The sequence below is a fragment of the Polaromonas sp. P1_E12 genome, from assembly GCF_056405975.1.
This window is the reverse complement of the sequence record NZ_JBFUBB010000007.1, coordinates 35,032-52,669: the sequence shown is the minus strand read 5'-3', so window position 1 is coordinate 52,669 and position 17,638 is coordinate 35,032. Positions and strand designations below refer to the sequence as shown.

Genomic DNA, 17,638 nt, shown 5'->3' with positions numbered 1-17,638 from the left:
GTTCCGCCCCGTTTAGAGGAGGACGCGGCGGAAGTCGGCGAGGATTTGGCCCAGGTAAGCGTTAAAGCGCGCAGCGCCTGCGCCGTCGATCACCCGGTGATCCCAGGCCAAAGACATCGGCAGCATCAGGCGCGGCTGGAAGGCCTTGCCGTCCCAGACCGGCTCCATCTGGCTCTTGGACACGCCGAGGATGGCGACTTCCGGCGCGTTGATGATGGGGGTGAAGTAACGCCCGCCGATGCCGCCCAGTGAAGAGATGGTGAAGCTGGCGCCCTGCATTTCGGCTGGCGTCAATTTACCGTCACGCGCCTTCTTGGCCAGCTCGCCCATTTCCTGGCTGATCTGCAGCACGCCTTTTTTGTCGGCGTCTTTCAGCACGGGAACGACCAGCCCGTTGGGCGTGTCGGCAGCAAAACCGATGTGGTAATACTGCTTGTAGACGATCTGGTCGCCGTCGAGCGAGGCATTGAACTCGGGGTATTTCTTCAGGGCCGCAACACTGGCCTTGATCAGGAAAGCCAGCATGGTGACTTTGAGGCCCGCCTTTTCGTTTTCCTTGTTGGTCGAAACGCGGAAGGCTTCCAGTTCGGTGATGTCGGCATCGTCATGGTTGGTGACGTGCGGGATCATCACGTAGTTGCGCAACAGGTTGGCACCGCTGATCTTCTTGATGCGCGACATGTCTTTGCGCTCGACCGGGCCGAACTTGGTGAAGTCGACTTTGGGCCATGGCAGCAAATCGAGCCCTGCGCCGCCGCCCGAAGATGCGGGGGCCTTGGCGGCCTGCGCCTGGGTGCGAACGCTGCCGTCCATCACCGATTTGGTGAAGCCCTGGATGTCGTCTTGCGTGATGCGGCCTTTGGGGCCGGTGCCTTTGACTTCTGCCAGCGGCACGCCGAGCTCGCGTGCGAATTTGCGCACCGAGGGTGAGGCATGCGGCAGGTTGCCCTGCGGTGCGGTGGTGGGGTTGTGGGCCGGCTGGCTCGCTGGAGCAGATGACGTTGCCGGCGCAGGGGCAACAGCAGATGCTGCGGCAGGCGCTGCAGCGGGGGCTGGCGCGGGCGCAGGCGATGCGCTCACAGCCGCAGAACCTTCCAGGATGGCCAGCAGGTCGCCGATGTTGACGACGTCGCCCATCTTGACCTTGAGTTCTTTCAGCACACCTGCGGCAGACGACGGGATTTCCATCGAGGCCTTGTCGGATTCCACCGTGATCAGCGACTGCTCGGCCTTGATGGTGTCGCCGGGTTTGACCAGGACTTCAATGACAGACACGTCCTTGAAGTCGCCGATATCGGGCACACGGACTTCCACCGGACCGGAAGCAGCAGGGGCCGCTACAGGTGCAGGTGCCGACGCCGCTACAGATTTGCTAGCTGCTTGCGCAGGCGCAGCGGGCGCTGCAGCCGGTTTTTCTGTTGAAGCCGGGGCGGCTTCGGCGCCGGACACTTCCAGCGTCAGGACCACGGAGCCCTGCTTGACCTTGTCGTCGAGCTTGACCTTGAGCTCCTTCACCACACCCGCGTGGCTGGAGGGGATTTCCATGGAGGCCTTGTCGGACTCCACGGTGATCAGCGACTGCTCCGCCTTCACGGTGTCGCCGGGCTTGACCATCAGCTCAATCACCGTCACTTCGTCGAAATCCCCGATATCAGGAACTTGAATGTCTACCACTGCCATATTCTTGTCTCCGGTTGCTACAGGTGCTACGTCAGGGTTTTAACTCAAGCGTAAAGCGGATTGATCTTGTCGGCGTTGATGCCGTACTTTTTGATGGCCTCGGCGACCTTGGCCGCCGGCACAGTGCCCTCTTCGCTGAGCGCCTTGAGCGCCGCCACGACGATGTAGTGGCGGTTGATCTCGAAGTGCTCACGCAGCTTGCTGCGGAAGTCGCTGCGGCCAAACCCGTCGGTGCCCAGCACCTTGTAGGTACGGCCCTTGGGTACGAAGGAGCGAATCTGCTCGGCATAGGCCTTCATGTAGTCGGTGGATGCAACCACCGGACCGGTGTGCTTTTCGAGCTGCTGGCTGACAAACGGCACACGCTGTTTGTCGGTCGGGTGCAGCAGGTTCCAGCGTTCGCAGTCCTGGCCGTCGCGGGCCAGTTCGTTGAAGCTCGGGCAGCTCCACACGTTGGCGGCAACGCCCCACTCTTTCTCAAGCAGTTCTTGCGCGGCAATGGACTCGCGCAGGATGGTGCCGGAGCCGAGCAGTTGCACGCGCGGCGTGAGCTTGGCGCCCTCTTTGCAGAGGTACATGCCCTTGATGATCTGCTCTTCGGTGCCGGGCTTGAGGCCGGGCATCGCGTAGTTTTCATTGAGCAGCGTCAGGTAGAAATAGACGTTGTCCTGCTTTTCCACCATGCGTTTGAGGCCATGGTGCAGGATGACGCCGACTTCATGCGCAAAGGTCGGGTCGTAGCTGATGCAGTTGGGGATGGTGCCGGCCAGGATGTGGCTGTGGCCGTCTTCGTGCTGCAGGCCTTCGCCATTCAGCGTGGTGCGGCCCGAGGTGCCGCCCAGCAGGAAACCGCGCGCCTGCATGTCGCCGGCCGCCCAGGCCAGGTCGCCGACACGCTGGAAGCCGAACATCGAGTAGTACACATAGAACGGGATCATGATCCGGTTGTTGGTGCTGTACGAGGTGGCGGCTGCGATCCAGCTGCTCATGCCACCGGCTTCGTTGATGCCTTCCTGCAGGATCTGGCCCTGTTTGTCTTCCTTGTAGTACATCACCTGGTCTTTGTCGACCGGCGTGTATTGCTGGCCGTCAGGGTTGTAGATACCGATCTGGCGGAACAGGCCTTCCATGCCGAAGGTGCGGGCTTCATCTACCAGGATGGGCACCACGCGCGGGCCCAGGGCCTGGTCGCGCAGCAGTTGCGTGAGAAAACGCACATAAGCCTGCGTGGTCGAAATTTCGCGGCCTTCGGCCGTGGGTTCGATCACCGACTTGAAGGTCTCCAGGGCCGGCACGGTGAACTGCTCGTCGGCCTTGACGCGGCGATGCGGCAGGTAGCCGCCAAGGGCCTTGCGGCGCTCGTGCAGGTAACGCATCTCGGGCGTGTCGTCGGCCGGCTTGTAAAACGGGATGTCGGCGAGCTGGCTGTCGGGAATCGGGATATTGAAGCGGTCGCGGAAAGCCTTGATGTCTTCGTCGGCCAGTTTTTTGGTCTGGTGGACGTTGTTCTTGCCTTCACCAATCTTGCCCATGCCGAAGCCCTTGACCGTCTTGATCAGCAGGACGGTGGGTTGGCCCTCGTGCTTGACGGCCGCGTGGAATGCCGCATAGACCTTTTGCGAGTCGTGGCCGCCGCGGCGCAGGTTCCAGATGTCGTCGTCGCTCATCTTGGCGACCATCTCGAGCGTGCGTGGGTCCTTGCCGAAGAAATGCTTGCGGACGAAGGCGCCGTCGTTGGCCTTCATGGCCTGGTAGTCGCCGTCCACCGTGTCCATCATGACCTTGCGCAGCGCGCCATCCTTGTCGCGGGCCAGCAGCGGATCCCAGTTGCTGCCCCAGATGAGCTTGATGACGTTCCAGCCGGCACCGCGGAACTCACCTTCGAGCTCCTGGATGATCTTGCCATTGCCGCGCACAGGGCCGTCGAGGCGCTGCAGGTTGCAGTTGATGACAAAGACGAGGTTGTCGAGCTTTTCGCGCGCAGCCAGGCCGATGGCGCCCATGGATTCGACCTCATCCATCTCGCCGTCGCCGCAGAAGACCCAGACCTTGCGGTTTTCGGTGTTGGCAATGCCTCGGGCGTGCAGGTATTTGAGGAAACGCGCCTGGTAAATCGCCATCAGTGGGCCGAGGCCCATGGAGACGGTGGGGAACTGCCAGAACTCGGGCATGAGCTTGGGATGCGGGTAGCTGGACAGGCCCTTGCCGTCGACCTCTTGACGGAAGTTGAGCAGCTGCTCTTCGGTCAGGCGGCCTTCAAGGTAAGCGCGGGCATAGACACCTGGCGATACATGGCCCTGGATGTAAAGGCAGTCACCGCCGTGCTCTTTACCCGGTTCAGCGCTCTCGGCGTGCCAGAAATGGTTGAAGCCGGCGCCGAACAGGCTGGCCAGCGAGGCGAAGGAGCCGATGTGGCCACCCAGGTCGCCGCCATCAGCGGGGTGCAGGCGGTTGGCCTTGACGACCATGGCCATGGCGTTCCAGCGCATGTAGGCGCGAAGGCGTTCTTCAATCTCGAGGTTGCCGGGGGAACGCTCTTCGTGGTCGGTTTCAATGGTGTTGACATAGCCCGTATTGGCCGAAAAAGGCATGTCGATGCTTTTCTGGCGGGCGTGCTCAAGGAGTTGCTCGAGCAGAAAGTGGGCGCGCTCGGGACCTTCACTTTCGATGACGGCGGACAGGGCGTCCATCCATTCGCGGGTTTCCTGGGTGTCCTTGTCCAGCGCGTCGTTGGCGGCAGCGCGCAAGTTGTCGCCCGCTTGGTTCGGAATGGCAGCCATTTTTTGTCTCCTGAGTAGCCTGATAAAGCTTTGTTAATCCGCAATACAGCCTCTTGTCGGGCTGTGCGCGGAGCCTGTGTCCAATTGCGCCTAAGCGTGTTTTAAACGCAAATTAGATTCAAGCGTCTAGTTTCTCACAATATTTGTTAAATTTCAAATAGTGCTTATTGATTTCACATTAAGAAATTTCATACGCCTTGGGCAAATCGATACCCATGGCAAATGCCTCTGGCAAATATTGGCTGCGTTACTGAAACCGACGATGCGACAGCGCAGCCTGTAGCCTCACCTTAAAAGATCAGGGTCAACCCTGACCACAGAGGGGCATCTCACTTAAACTGCACCATCCCTATGACCCAGCAAGCCCCTGCCCCCCCCGACACGATGGCGAACTCCGCCACCTTTGCCCTGTGGAGGCGTTGGTGGCGCAAGCAGTCGCCGTCGCGCCAGGACCGTTTCATCACCCTGGGGCCTTTGCTGGCCGTGGTACTGTTTCTGGCAGCCGTGATCGCAGCCTTCGGTTACCTGCGCATCGAAGAAATCGACCGCGAACAGCAGGCCGTCAAGCGCGATGTGGAATACGCCCAGCAACGCCTGCGCCTGCGCCTGCTGGAGCGCCAGGAACAGCTCATGCGCATAGGGCGGGATGTCTCCAACAAGGAAGTGGATACGGAAGAATTCATCTCGCAGGCCGAATCCCTGGTCAACCAGTACCCCGAACTCATGGCAGTCACCTGGGTGGACAGCCGGCGGCGGATCAAGGTGGCTTATGTGTCACCCAGCGCCAACGCCAGCCAGCTGCGCGGCGCGGGCGAGCAACTCAAGGTCGGCGAAACAGACGGCACCTACGACCTGGCAAGAGACCTGCGGCAACCCGTGTATTCGCGCCCGCTGGTGACCAAGGAAGCCAGCGGCTACAACACCCCTACCCTGCAGTTGCAGGTGCCGCTCGATGACCAGGGGAAATTTGCCGGCGTCATCATGGGCGAATACTCCATCGACGGGCTGCTGCGCTTTGGTGTGCCGACGGACGTGACGGCCAAATACGCGGTCACGCTGATCGACGACAAAAACACGGTGCTGGCAGGCAACCTCCCGCCGCCCCGCAACCCTGCAGCCCGGCTTTTGCCCTGGACCGATGCCGCCGCCGAATATGAAATACCGGTTTCACCGGTGGGCAACGGCCTCTTGATTCGCGCGGAAGGCTATCGGGCCTCACTGGGCGTGGTGGGCAGCGGCTTTTTCTGGCTGGTCAGCGCCCTGAGCGCACTGACGGTGTGGATGCTGCTGGGCACCTGGCGCCATACGCGCCGCCGTGTGCAGGCCCAGCAGGCGCTGATTTCCGAAACCAACTTTCGCCGCGCGATGGAGAACTCCATGCTGACCGGCATGCGCGCGCTGGACCTGCAGGGCCGCATCACCTATGTGAACCCGGCGTTTTGCCAGATGACGGGCCTCACTGAAGGCGACCTGGTGGGCCGTACGCCGCCCTTCCCGCATTGGCCGGAAGGCGAGATCGAGACCCTGATGCAGCGGCTGGACGATGAACTGCACGGCCGCACGCCGCCCGGTGGTTTCGAGGTGCGCGTCAAGCGCAAGAACGGCCAGATTTTTGACGCTCGCATGTATGTCTCGCCGCTGATTGATCCGCGCGGCCAGCAAACCGGCTGGATGACGTCCATGACGGACATCACCGAGCCCAAGCGCATTCGCGAAGAACTCACAGCTTCTTACGAACGTTTCACCACGGTACTTGAGGGGCTGGACGCGGCCGTGTCCGTGGCGCCGCTGGGCAGTGAAGAGCTGCTGTTTGCCAACAAGCTGTACCGTTCGTGGTTTGGCGGTGAAGTTTCCGGCCACCTGAACCTGATCGCGCAAGCCGGCGTGCCTTCAGCCGTACCCACCGAAGATGCGCTGGATGCGGTCGATGGCCTGGCGGGCCTGCCGACCGACACGCTGACAGCGGCGCAGACGGAAAACGCCGAAATTTTTGTGCCCGAACTCAGCAAGTGGCTGGAGGTTCGCTCGCGTTACCTCACGTGGGTGGACGGCCGCCTGGCCCAGATGGTGATTGCCACCGACATCACACCGCGGCGCCATGCCGAAGAGCAGGCGGCCCAGCAGAACGAGCGGGCCCAGACTGCGAGCCGCCTGATTACCATGGGGGAAATGGCCTCCAGCGTGGCGCACGAGCTCAACCAGCCGCTGACGGCCATCAACAATTATTGCAACGGCATGGTGTCGCGCATCAAGGGCCAGCAGATCAGCAACGAAGACCTGCTGGTGGCGTTGGAGAAAACCGCCAAACAGGCGCACCGCGCCGGGCAGATCATCCAGCGCATACGGTCCTTCGTCAAACGCAGCGAGCCCAACCGCAGCTCCGCCGACGTGGCGACTATCGTGAGCAATGCGATGGAGCTGGCCGACATCGAGCTGCGGCGCCATCACGTGCGGCTCAGCCACTACATCGCCGCCCGCCTGCCCGACATCATGGTGGACCCCATCCTGATCGAGCAGGTGCTGATCAACCTGATGAAAAACGCGGCTGAGTCGATTGAACAGGCGCACCTGCCGACGGCGCGGCGCAGCGTCGAATTGCGCGTGGTGCCCAAGCAGATTGAAGACCAGGCCGTGGTGGAGTTTTCGGTGCTCGATACGGGGCGCGGCCTGTCGCCTGAAGTCATGGGCCGGCTGTATGAAGCCTTCTATTCGACCAAGGCCGAAGGCATGGGCATAGGCCTCAAACTCTGCCGCAGTATTGTCGAGTCCCACCAGGGAAGAATGGAGGCCCAGAACCTCTACAATGGGGACGAAGTGGTGGGGTGCCGGTTTACCTTCTGGATCCCCGTGACGCCCCTGCTGGCACCGGTGGTGCCTGCTAGCGATACCATAGCAACCAAGGATACCGGCGTTCATTGAAACCCCTTCAAGAACCGTCTTTTCGAGAAGTTCACGAAAGAAAGTTTGGCATGAGCTTGATTCCCAAAAAAGGTACCGTCTACGTCGTTGATGATGACGAGGGCGTGCGCGACTCCCTGCAGTGGCTGCTCGAAGGCAAGGACTACCGGGTCCGCTGCTACGACTCGGCCGAAACCTTTCTCTCCCGCTACGACCCGCGTGAAGTCGCCTGCCTGATAGTCGACATCCGCATGGGCGGCATGACGGGCCTCGAATTGCAGGACCGCCTGGTCGAACGCAAGTCACCGCTCCCCATCGTGTTCATTACCGGCCACGGCGACGTACCCATGGCGGTCAACACCATGAAAAAAGGCGCCATGGATTTCATCCAGAAGCCTTTCCAGGAAGAAGCCCTGGTCAACCTGGTCGAACGCATGCTTGAGCAGGCCAAGGAAGCCTTCAGCGACTACCAGCAATCTGCCAGCCGCGACGCCCTGCTCGCCAAGCTCACCTCGCGCGAAGCGCAGGTGCTCGAGCGCATCGTGGCCGGCCGCCTCAACAAGCAGATTGCCGACGACCTGGGCATCAGCATCAAGACGGTAGAAGCGCACCGCGCCAACATCATGGAAAAGCTCAACGCCAATACCGTGGCCGACCTGCTCAAAATAGCCCTCGGATCCAACGCACCCAAGGGCTGACCTCCTTTCGCTATCTTTTTGATAGCTGCTTGCGCCCGTGATGATTGGATTTGCGGGCGTTTTTACTTGAAAAATCGATAAAAATGACTGCCCAGCTGATCGACGGAAACGCCCTCTCCAAACAACTGCGCGCTGAAGTCGCCCAACGCGCCGCCGCCCTGCGCGCACGCGGCATCACACCGGGCCTGGCCGTGGTGCTGGTGGGTGAAAACCCGGCCAGCCAGGTCTATGTGCGCAACAAGGTCAAGGCCTGCGAAGACAACGGCCTGCATTCGGTGCTTGAGCAATACCCTGCCACCCTGAGTGAAGCTGACCTGCTGGCACGGGTAGAGGCGCTCAACAACGACCCGGCCATCCACGGCATCCTGGTGCAATTGCCGCTACCGGCGCATATCGATGCGCAAAAAGTCATCGAATCGATCTCGCCCGCAAAAGACGTTGACGGGTTTCACGTCGCCAGCGCAGGCGCGCTCATGGTCGGCCAGCCTGGCTTCTGGCCCTGTACGCCATACGGCTGCATGAAGATGCTGGAAAGCATTGGCTACGACCTCAAAGGCAAGCATGCCGTGGTCATAGGCCGCAGCAACATTGTCGGCAAGCCGATGGCATTGATGCTGCTGCAGAAGAACGCCACCGTCACCATTTGCCACAGCGCCACCAAAGACCTCAAGGCCATGACGCTACAGGCCGACGTGATCGTGGCCGCCGTCGGCAAACGGAATGTGCTGACGGCCGACATGGTCAAGCCCGGCGCAGTCGTCATCGATGTGGGCATGAACCGCAACGATGAAGGCAAGCTTTGCGGCGACGTGGACTTTGACGGCGTGAAGGAAGTAGCGGGCTACATCACACCGGTACCCGGCGGTGTCGGCCCCATGACCATCACCATGCTGCTGGTCAATACGCTGGAAGCCGCGGAAATGGCCCCCACGGTCGCTCACTCCGTGTAGCCTGCGGCATCATCTCCCTGCCCCTTTCATCACGAGAGGGGGCCGCTGCGCCTGCGGTCCGGCAGAGCCGGTCCCGCGGCCCCTGCTTGCCGGCGAAACTCAGGTGATTTCGGTTACCGTCGAGCGACTCAGGCGCCACAGCGCCAGGCCGGCGCACAGCCACTGCACCACATAGAAGGCGGTGCCCAGGCCATGCCAGAGCTTGAGATTGCCGCCTTCGGCGCGTGCGCTGACGATACGCGGCGCAACCCCGAACTCCACCAGCAGGGCCAGCAGCAAACCGGCCACTATGAATTTGATAGCTGCTTGCGCTTGCCACGCCAGGGCTGGATCGTCTTTTTTATTAAGAATCAGCAACAGGAACATCGCACAGCCCGTGCTCAGCCATGTTTGCGCGGTAAAGAGTTTGGCGGCCATGGCACCGGCCACGGCGGGGGCTCCCAGATTGGCGAACAGCATCGGGACCATGACGAATCCCAAACTGGTCAAGCTGCCCCACCAGAGAGCTGCCACCATCACATTGAAGCGCTGCTTCATGAATGAAATCAGGATGTTTAGATGTACATCACCGAGATGATTTCATAGCGCTTGAGGCCACCGGGTGCCTGAACTTCAGCCGTATCGCCTTCGTCCTTGCCGATCAGCGCACGTGCAATCGGCGAGCTGATGTTGACCCGGCCCGCCTTGATGTCGGCCTCGTCTTCACCCACGATCTGATAAGTCACCTTGTCGCCGGTATCTTCATCTTCCAGTTCGATGGTGGAACCGAACACGACCTTGCCGCCCGCGTCCAGTTCGGACGGGTCGATGATTTGGGCGGCGGAGAGCTTGCCTTCGATTTCCTGAATACGGCCTTCGATGAAGCCCTGACGGTCCTTGGCGGCGTCGTATTCGGCGTTTTCGCTCAGGTCACCCTGGGCACGCGCTTCGGAAATGGAATTGATGACCCAGGGCCGGTCGACGGTTTTCAGCTGGTGCAGCTCGGCCTTGAGGCTTTCCGCGCCACGCTTGGTAATGGGAATGGTTGCCATGTTTTTTGCTCCTCTCAAAAGCGAAACCGCCACCAGTCACCTGGCGGCGGCGCTTGAATCCAAAATTTCAATCAAACAAGTTTAATGCAAATCGGACCTGCGGAAATCCGGAAAAAACCCGGGTCGTGAGGCTGTCAGCCTAGCTGAGCATGCAACTCCTGCACGGAATAAACCGGCAGGTTGTCCAGGTACTTCATGCCCTCCACGGCCGCTTCGGCGCCGGCAATGGTGGTGTAGGTCGTCACACGGGCCAGCAGCGCAGATGTGCGGATCTGGCGCGAATCGGTAATCGCGTTGCGCCGCTCTTCCACCGTGTTGATGACCAGGGCGATTTCGTTGTTCTTGATCATGTCCACCACGTGCGGCCGGCCTTCGGTGACCTTGTTGACCACGGTGCAGGCGATACCCGCGGCCTGGATGGCGGCCGCAGTGCCTTTGGTGGCCACGATTTCAAACTTCAGGGCCGCCAGCTTGCGCGCGACTTCCACGGCACGCGGTTTGTCATTGTTCTTGACGGTAAGGAACACCTTGCCGGAGGTTGGTAGTTTGGTGCCCGCGCCGAGCTGGGACTTCACGAAGGCTTCGCCGAAAGTTTTGCCCACGCCCATGACTTCGCCCGTGGATTTCATCTCGGGGCCGAGAATCGTGTCCACACCGGGGAACTTGACGAAGGGGAACACCGCTTCCTTGACACTGAAGTAAGGCGGCGTGACTTCGTCCTTGATGCCTTGCGAAGCCAGCGACTGGCCCACCATGCAACGTGCTGCCACTTTGGCCAGCTGTATTCCGGTGGCCTTGCTGACAAAGGGTACCGTGCGCGAGGCACGCGGGTTGACTTCCAGCACGTAGATGACGTCTTTGCCGTCAATGTTCTGGATCGCGAACTGCACGTTCATGAGACCCACCACCGTCAGTGCCTCGGCCATCGCGGCGGTCTGGCGCTTGATTTCGGTGACGGTTTCGGCGCTCAGGGAATATGGCGGCAAAGAGCACGCGGAGTCACCGCTGTGCACGCCGGCCTGCTCGATGTGCTCCATCACGCCCCCGATGAAGGTGCGGCCTTCGGGGTCTCGCAGGCAGTCGACGTCGCATTCGATGGCGTCGTTCAGGAAGCGATCAAGCAGCACAGGTGAATCGTGGCTGACCTTGACGGCCTCGCGCATGTAACGCTCGAGGTCGCGCTGTTCGTGAACGATTTCCATGGCGCGGCCACCCAGCACATAGCTGGGGCGCACGACCAGGGGGTAGCCCAGCGCAGCGGCTTTTTCAAGCGCTTCAGGTTCAGTGCGCGCCGTGGCATTGGGCGGCTGGCGCAACTTCAATTCGTGCAGCAGCTTCTGGAAGCGTTCGCGGTCTTCTGCCGCGTCGATCATGTCAGGCGAGGTGCCGATGATGGGCACGCCGTTGGCTTCGAGGTCCAGCGCCAGCTTCAAAGGCGTCTGGCCGCCGTACTGGACGATCACGCCCAGCGGTTTTTCCTTGTCGACGATTTCGAGCACATCTTCAAGCGTCAGCGGCTCGAAGTAGAGGCGGTCCGAGGTGTCGTAATCGGTAGAGACGGTTTCAGGGTTGCAGTTGACCATGATGGTCTCGTAGCCGTCTTCACGCATGGCCAACGCCGCGTGTACGCAGCAGTAGTCAAACTCGATGCCCTGCCCGATGCGGTTGGGCCCGCCGCCCAGCACCATGATTTTCTTCTTGTCGGTCGGCGCAGCTTCGCACTCGCTGCCTTCGGCCTCGTAGGTCGAATACATATACGCCGTGTTGGTTGCAAACTCGGCGGCGCAGGTGTCCACACGTTTGTAGACCGGGCGCACGCCCAGCGCACGGCGCTTTTCGCGGATGGCCGTGTCGGTGGTCTTGAGTTGCTTGGCCAGGCGACGGTCGGAAAAGCCTTTCTGCTTCAGCGCGCGCAGCGTGACGGCGTCGATCTTGTCGAGCGAGGTGGTTTCCAGCTCGAGCTCGATCTTGACAATTTGCTCGATCTGCACCAGGAACCAGGGGTCGATCTTGGTCAGCGCAAAGACTTCATCGACGCTCATACCCTGGGCGAAAGCATCGCCCACGTACCAGATGCGGTCAGGACCTGGCGCGCCGAGTTCTTTCTCGAGCACTTCGCGGTCTTGCGTCTTCTCGTTCATGCCGTCGACGCCGACTTCCAGGCCGCGCAACGCTTTCTGGAAGGACTCCTGGAAGGTACGGCCCATGGCCATGACCTCACCCACGGATTTCATCTGCGTGGTCAGGCGCGAATCGGCGGCCGGGAATTTCTCGAACGCGAAACGTGGAATTTTGGTCACGACGTAGTCGATGCTGGGCTCAAAACTCGCCGGGGTGGCGCCACCCGTGATTTCGTTGCGCAGCTCGTCGAGCGTGTAGCCCACCGCCAACTTGGCCGCGACCTTGGCAATCGGGAAACCCGTGGCCTTGGAGGCCAGGGCCGAGGAGCGCGATACACGCGGGTTCATCTCGATCACGACCATGCGGCCATCGACCGGGTTGATGGAGAACTGCACGTTGGAGCCGCCGGTGTCCACCCCGATCTCGCGCAGCACGGCCAGCGAGGCATTGCGCAGGATCTGGTATTCCTTGTCGGTCAGCGTCTGGGCGGGTGCCACGGTGATCGAGTCACCGGTATGCACGCCCATCGGATCCAGATTCTCAATCGAGCAGACGATGATGCAGTTGTCGGCGGTGTCACGCACAACTTCCATCTCGTACTCCTTCCAGCCGAGCAGTGATTCTTCAATCAACAGCTCGTTGGTGGGCGAGGCTTCGAGGCCGCGTTTGCAGATCACTTCGAATTCTTCGGAGTTGTAGGCAATGCCGCCGCCGGTGCCGCCCAGCGTGAAGCTGGGGCGGATCACTGTCGGGAAGCCGACGGTCTTCTGTACGGCCCAGGCTTCGTCCATGCTGTGCGCGATGCCGGAGCGGGCTGAGCCCAAACCGATCTTGGTCATCGCGTCCTTGAATTTCAGGCGGTCTTCGGCCTTGTCGATGGCTTCAGGTTTGGCGCCAATCAGCTCGACCTTGTACTTGTCGAGCACGCCGTTGTGCCAGAGGTCGAGCGCGCAGTTGAGCGCAGTCTGACCACCCATGGTCGGCAGGATGGCGTCGGGACGCTCCTTGGCGATGATTTTTTCGACTGTCTGCCAGGTGATGGGCTCGATATAGGTGACGTCGGCGGTGGCCGGGTCGGTCATGATCGTGGCGGGGTTGCTGTTGATCAGGATGACCTTGTAGCCCTCTTCGCGCAGCGCCTTGCAGGCCTGCACGCCGGAGTAGTCGAACTCGCAAGCCTGGCCGATGATGATGGGGCCGGCGCCGATGATGAGGACGGATTTGATGTCTGTACGTTTTGGCATTATTTGTTCCCTCCATGCTGTTCCATGAGGGCTGTGAAACGATCAAACAGATACGAAATATCGTGCGGGCCGGGCGAAGCTTCCGGGTGGCCCTGGAAGCAGAACGCTGGCTTGTCGGTGCGGGCCAGGCCTTGCAGCGTGCCGTCAAACAGGCTGATGTGCGTGGGCCGCAGGTTGGCGGGCAGGCTTTTTTCATCGACCGCAAAACCGTGGTTCTGGCTGGTGATGCTGACGCGGCCGTTGTCCAGGTCTTTCACCGGGTGGTTGGCACCGTGGTGGCCAAACTTCATCTTGAAGGTCTTGGCACCACTGGCCAGCGCCATGATCTGGTGTCCCAGGCAAATGCCGAAAGTCGGAATGCCGGTTTCGATCAGTTCACGCACCGCCTTAATCGCGTAGTCACATGGCTCAGGGTCGCCCGGGCCGTTGGCCAGGAAGATGCCATCGGGTTTGAGCTTGAGCACATCGGCTGCAGGCGTTTGCGCCGGCACCACTGTGATGCGCGTGCCGCGCTCGGCCATCATGCGCAGGATGTTTTTCTTCACGCCGAAGTCGAAAGCCACGACATGGAATTTGGGCGTGATCTGCACGCCGTAACCCGCGCCGAGTTTCCACTCGGTCTGCGTCCATTCGTAGGTTTGCTTGACCGAGACGACCTTGGCCAGGTCCAGGCCGGCCATGCTGGGCGCGCCGCGGGCAGCAGCGACGGCTTTTTCGATCGCTGGCTGGCTCACCGCTTCGCCGGCGGGCAAAGCCAGGATGCACCCGTTTTGCGCGCCCTTGGTACGCAGGTGGCGTGTGAGCTGGCGGGTGTCTATGCCGGCGATGGCGACGGTGTTTTCCTTGACCAGGTATTCGGACAAGGTCATGGTCATGCGGAAGTTCGAGGCCAGCAGCGGCAGGTCCTTGATGATCAGGCCGGCGGCGTGGACTTTTTCAGCCTCGACGTCTTCGGCATTGATGCCGTAGTTGCCGATGTGTGGGTACGTGAGGGTGACGATCTGCTGGCAGTAGCTCGGATCCGTGAGGATTTCCTGGTAGCCGGTCATGGCGGTGTTGAACACCACCTCGCCGACTGTGGAGCCTGCGGCTCCAATGGAATTGCCGATAAAGACCGTGCCGTCTGCGAGCGCCAGTATGGCGTGTGGGGATTTTTCGCGTGATCCCTGTAGAGACAAAAGCACTGGGTTCTCCGGGTTGGTTACGGTTCGCCCAAGCGTGCACAAGAAACGTCTCTGGGAGACTCTTGCTGGCTGCCTTAGTTGGCTGCTTTTGTGAGGGTGTTTGCTTTGTCTGCGCTCGGGCGAAGCTGTGTTTTGAAAAGCCCTTGATTATAGCCTAGGGATGTGGCCCCCACGCTCCCCCGCTTCGTGTGAGTCGCTGCCCCCGAGGGGGCCGCCCGCCTGCGGCCCGGCAAAGCCGAAAATGGCACACCCCTATCGGGCTCACTACGTGTAGCCCATTTCCCCTTGCAGGGGACTGCGCCTGCGGCCCGGCAGAGCCGGTTCCGCGGCTCATGCTGGCTTGAAGATTCAGGGCGAATGCAGGGGAGTATTTCACCAGTGGGGGCCGCGGGTCCGGCTTTGCCGGCCCCAGGCGCCGCCCCCTGCAAGGGGGAACGGGCTACACGCAGTGAGCCTGGACGGGGGTGGGTCTATATCTTCAGCGAACTTGCGTACAGGCAAATTGCGGCCGCGGCTGCCACATTAAGAGACTCCTCGCCCCCCGGCTGGTCGATGCGGACCTTGAGCGCCGCCCGGCTCATGAGGTCGTCGCTAACGCCCTGCCCTTCGTGGCCCATGGCCCACGCACACGGCATAGGCAACTTCTGCTGATGCAAAAAGCTGCCCTGGTGCGAGCTGGTGACAACGATGGGCACGGTCAATGCTGCCAGAGCCTCGGGCTCCAGGCCTTCCACCAGCTGCAGTGCAAAGTGGGCGCCCATACCGGCGCGCAGCACCTTGGGCGACCAGAGGGCCGCCGTGCCCTTGAGGGCGAGAACCTGGCCAAACCCAAAGGCCGCCGCGCTGCGCAGGATGGAGCCCACGTTGCCGGCATCCTGTACCCGGTCCAGAATGACCGAGGATGCATGGGGTTGCGGGCTGGCGGGCGCCGGCAAATCCATCACAAAACCCATGCGCGCGGGTGACTCCAGGCCGCTGATTTCCGGCAGCATTGCATCGGGAATCACTATGTTTTTGATAGCTGCTTGCGCCCATTCAGACTGACTTGCAGACCAAAATGATTCAGAAAAAACTGCGATGGCAGGTTTCAGGCCGCGCGCCAGTGCAGCACGGCATAGATGATCCCCCTCCAGCCAGACGCGGCCCTGCTTGCGGTACGCGGTGCTGTCTTGCGACAGTTTGCGCAGCTCTTTGATCAGGGGGTTGTCGCGCGAAGTGATGTACGTGGCGGAGCCGGAGGACCCGGAGAAGCTGGAACTCACCGCAAGACCTCAGCCACCGGCGCAAAGGACCTGCGATGCTGGGGACAGGCGCCGTGTTCGCGCAACGCAGCCAGATGTTCGGCCGTGCCGTAGCCTTTATGGTCGGCAAATCCGTACTGGGGATACTCAAGATGGAACTCCGCACACCAACGGTCGCGGTAGACCTTGGCCAGGATCGACGCAGCGGAAATCGAAGGCACCAGCGCGTCACCACCCACGATGGCCTCGGACAGGATCACCAGTGTCGGCAGCCGGTTGCCATCGACCAGCACCTTGTTGGGCTTGAGGCGCAGGCCCTCTACCGCGCGCCGCATGGCCAGCATGGTGGCCTGCAGGATGTTGATGCTGTCGATTTCCTCGGCGGTTGCCAGCGCAATCGAGCAGCACAACGCTTTGGCGCGAATTTCGTCATAGAGTTTTTCGCGGCGCACGGCCGTGAGCTTCTTGGAGTCGGCCAGCCCCTGAATGGGATTGAGCTCATCAAGAATGACGGCGGCCGCGACCACCGGGCCCATCAACGGTCCCCGGCCAGCTTCGTCCACGCCAGCCACAAGGCCAGGCGTATCCCATGACAAGGGTGTCTGCTCAGCTTTCAAGAATTTGCTGGATCGCATCTGTCGCCAGTTTTGAAGTGTCCCGCTGCAGTTCCGCATGCAGCGCAGTAAATCGTTGTTCTACGGCCGCTATTTTGTCAGGTGCCGAAGACTTTGCGTCAACCCATTTCAGCACGCCCACTGCCAGCGCCTCAGGCGTAGCGGCGTCCTGCAGCAGCTCCGGAACGACAAACTCCCGGCAGAGGATATTGGGCAGGCCCACCCAGGGCTGCAATTTTTTGCGCCGCATGATTTGCCATGACAGCCAGTTCATGTTGTAGGCGATCACCATGGGCCGCTTGAAAAGCGCCGCCTCCAGCGTGGCGGTACCGCTGGCGATCAGCGTTACATCGCATGCCGCCAGTGCACTGTGGGACTGGCCCTCGATGATCTGCAGATGGGGTTTCATTCCTGCCAGGTCGGCATGGCGTTCAATCATGTGCTTCAACGCGGGAATGGCCGGAACTATAAATTTGATAGCTGGTTGCGCACGTTGAATAAGGGCTGCAGCCTTAAAGAATCGTTGAGCGAGGTACTCTATTTCGGATTTCCGGCTGCCGGGAAGAACGGCCACCACGGTGTCTTCATCCTGCAAACCCAGTTTGCGCCGGGCCGCTGCGCGGTCAGGCTGCAGGGGTATGACATTGGCCAGCGGGTGCCCCACATAGGTCGCGGCAATGCCATGAGCAGCCAGCAGCGCAGGCTCAAAAGGAAAGATGCACAGCACGTGGTCCACACTGCGCCGTATCTTTTCAACACGGTCGGCACGCCAGGCCCAGATGGAGGGGCTGACAAAATGCACGGTCTTGATGCCTTGGACCTTGAGCGCCGCCTCCAGGTCAAGATTGAAGTCGGGTGCATCAATGCCAAGGAAAAGGTCTGGGCGCTGATCCAGCAGGCGTTGCTTCAGTTGTTCGCGTATGCCGACAATCTCGCGGTAATGCCGCAATACCTCGACATACCCGCGTACCGCGAGCTTTTCACTGGGCCACCAGGCGTTAAAACCGCGACTCGCCATCTGTGAGCCGCCGATACCGTTTGACGTCAGTGCCGGCCAGCGGGCCTTGAAACCATCGAGCAGCAGGCCGGCGAGCAAATCTCCAGAGGTTTCGCCCGCGACCATCGCCACGCAGGGGGAACGGGCTCTCAGGGAATCCGCAACGGGGAGGCCTGCCTCTCTACGGGCTGGCAGAGGGC

12 protein-coding genes are annotated in these 17,638 nt (G+C 61.2%); 3 read left to right on the top strand and 9 right to left on the bottom strand.

Going from position 1 to position 17,638, the window contains the following annotated elements:
* Nucleotides 1-12: 12 nt before the first annotated feature.
* Complete coding sequence (gene aceF / locus AC1D13_RS18425; protein WP_477665861.1) at nt 13-1,680, bottom strand: dihydrolipoyllysine-residue acetyltransferase; 1,668 nt, start codon at nt 1,678-1,680, stop codon at nt 13-15.
* 44 nt (nt 1,681-1,724) lie between these two features.
* Nucleotides 1,725-4,460, bottom strand: a complete 2,736-nt coding sequence (gene aceE / locus AC1D13_RS18420; protein ID WP_457280577.1) for a pyruvate dehydrogenase (acetyl-transferring), homodimeric type — start codon at nt 4,458-4,460, stop codon at nt 1,725-1,727.
* Nucleotides 4,461-4,811: 351 nt separating this feature from the next.
* On the opposite strand from aceE, the gene AC1D13_RS18415 reads away from it, so the two are divergent.
* The 3 genes from AC1D13_RS18415 to folD all read left to right on the top strand — a co-directional run bounded on the left by AC1D13_RS18415 (nt 4,812) and on the right by folD (nt 9,006).
* Nucleotides 4,812-7,379, top strand: a complete 2,568-nt coding sequence (locus AC1D13_RS18415) for a PAS domain S-box protein (protein ID WP_457280576.1) — start codon at nt 4,812-4,814, stop codon at nt 7,377-7,379.
* A gap of 50 nt (nt 7,380-7,429) precedes the next feature.
* Nucleotides 7,430-8,056 (top strand): response regulator transcription factor, encoded by a 627-nt coding sequence (locus AC1D13_RS18410; RefSeq protein ID WP_348047552.1) that lies wholly within the window; start codon nt 7,430-7,432, stop codon nt 8,054-8,056.
* An 83-nt stretch (nt 8,057-8,139) separates the two neighbouring features.
* Nucleotides 8,140-9,006, top strand: a complete 867-nt coding sequence (gene folD, locus AC1D13_RS18405) for a bifunctional methylenetetrahydrofolate dehydrogenase/methenyltetrahydrofolate cyclohydrolase FolD (RefSeq protein ID WP_457280575.1) — start codon at nt 8,140-8,142, stop codon at nt 9,004-9,006.
* Nucleotides 9,007-9,105: 99 nt separating this feature from the next.
* Here folD and AC1D13_RS18400 read toward each other — a convergent pair whose 3' ends face one another.
* The 7 genes from AC1D13_RS18400 to lpxB all read right to left on the bottom strand — a co-directional run bounded on the left by AC1D13_RS18400 (nt 9,106) and on the right by lpxB (nt 17,570).
* Complete coding sequence (locus tag AC1D13_RS18400) at nt 9,106-9,543, bottom strand: DUF4149 domain-containing protein (protein WP_477690054.1); 438 nt, start codon at nt 9,541-9,543, stop codon at nt 9,106-9,108.
* Between the two features lie 17 nt (nt 9,544-9,560).
* Nucleotides 9,561-10,037 (bottom strand): transcription elongation factor GreA, encoded by a 477-nt coding sequence (greA, locus tag AC1D13_RS18395; protein WP_457280573.1) that lies wholly within the window; start codon nt 10,035-10,037, stop codon nt 9,561-9,563.
* 134 nt (nt 10,038-10,171) lie between these two features.
* Complete coding sequence (carB, locus tag AC1D13_RS18390) at nt 10,172-13,402, bottom strand: carbamoyl-phosphate synthase large subunit (protein WP_457280572.1); 3,231 nt, start codon at nt 13,400-13,402, stop codon at nt 10,172-10,174.
* Nucleotides 13,402-14,586, bottom strand: coding sequence for a glutamine-hydrolyzing carbamoyl-phosphate synthase small subunit (gene carA / locus AC1D13_RS18385; RefSeq protein ID WP_477690053.1), 1,185 nt, complete (start codon nt 14,584-14,586; stop codon nt 13,402-13,404). Before carA ends, carB begins: the two co-directional genes overlap by 1 nt.
* Before the next feature lie 470 nt (nt 14,587-15,056).
* Nucleotides 15,057-15,848, bottom strand: a complete 792-nt coding sequence (locus AC1D13_RS18380) for a TrmH family RNA methyltransferase (protein WP_457280570.1) — start codon at nt 15,846-15,848, stop codon at nt 15,057-15,059.
* Nucleotides 15,845-16,462: a ribonuclease HII gene (gene rnhB / locus AC1D13_RS18375; protein ID WP_477665853.1), complete on the bottom strand. Its 618-nt coding sequence runs from the start codon at nt 16,460-16,462 to the stop codon at nt 15,845-15,847. The genes AC1D13_RS18380 and rnhB overlap by 4 nt, the downstream gene beginning before the upstream one ends.
* The gene (gene lpxB / locus AC1D13_RS18370) at nt 16,434-17,570 is read right to left on the bottom strand and encodes a lipid-A-disaccharide synthase (RefSeq protein ID WP_457280568.1); all 1,137 of its coding nucleotides are present in this window, start codon (nt 17,568-17,570) and stop codon (nt 16,434-16,436) included. Before lpxB ends, rnhB begins: the two co-directional genes overlap by 29 nt.
* Nucleotides 17,571-17,638 lie beyond the last annotated feature (68 nt).

Excerpts from the sequence above, each read along its gene's own strand:
- aceF (WP_477665861.1), bottom strand. The coding sequence starts at position 1,680 with ATGGCAGTGGTAGACATTCAAGTTCCTGATATCGGGGATTTCGACGAA.
- aceE (WP_457280577.1), bottom strand. The coding sequence starts at position 4,460 with ATGGCTGCCATTCCGAACCAAGCGGGCGACAACTTGCGCGCTGCCGCC.
- AC1D13_RS18415 (WP_457280576.1), top strand. The coding sequence starts at position 4,812 with ATGACCCAGCAAGCCCCTGCCCCCCCCGACACGATGGCGAACTCCGCC.
- AC1D13_RS18410 (WP_348047552.1), top strand. The coding sequence starts at position 7,430 with ATGAGCTTGATTCCCAAAAAAGGTACCGTCTACGTCGTTGATGATGAC.
- folD (WP_457280575.1), top strand. The coding sequence starts at position 8,140 with ATGACTGCCCAGCTGATCGACGGAAACGCCCTCTCCAAACAACTGCGC.
- AC1D13_RS18400 (WP_477690054.1), bottom strand. The coding sequence starts at position 9,543 with ATGAAGCAGCGCTTCAATGTGATGGTGGCAGCTCTCTGGTGGGGCAGC.
- greA (WP_457280573.1), bottom strand. The coding sequence starts at position 10,037 with ATGGCAACCATTCCCATTACCAAGCGTGGCGCGGAAAGCCTCAAGGCC.
- carB (WP_457280572.1), bottom strand. The coding sequence starts at position 13,402 with ATGCCAAAACGTACAGACATCAAATCCGTCCTCATCATCGGCGCCGGC.
- rnhB (WP_477665853.1), bottom strand. The coding sequence starts at position 16,462 with ATGCGATCCAGCAAATTCTTGAAAGCTGAGCAGACACCCTTGTCATGG.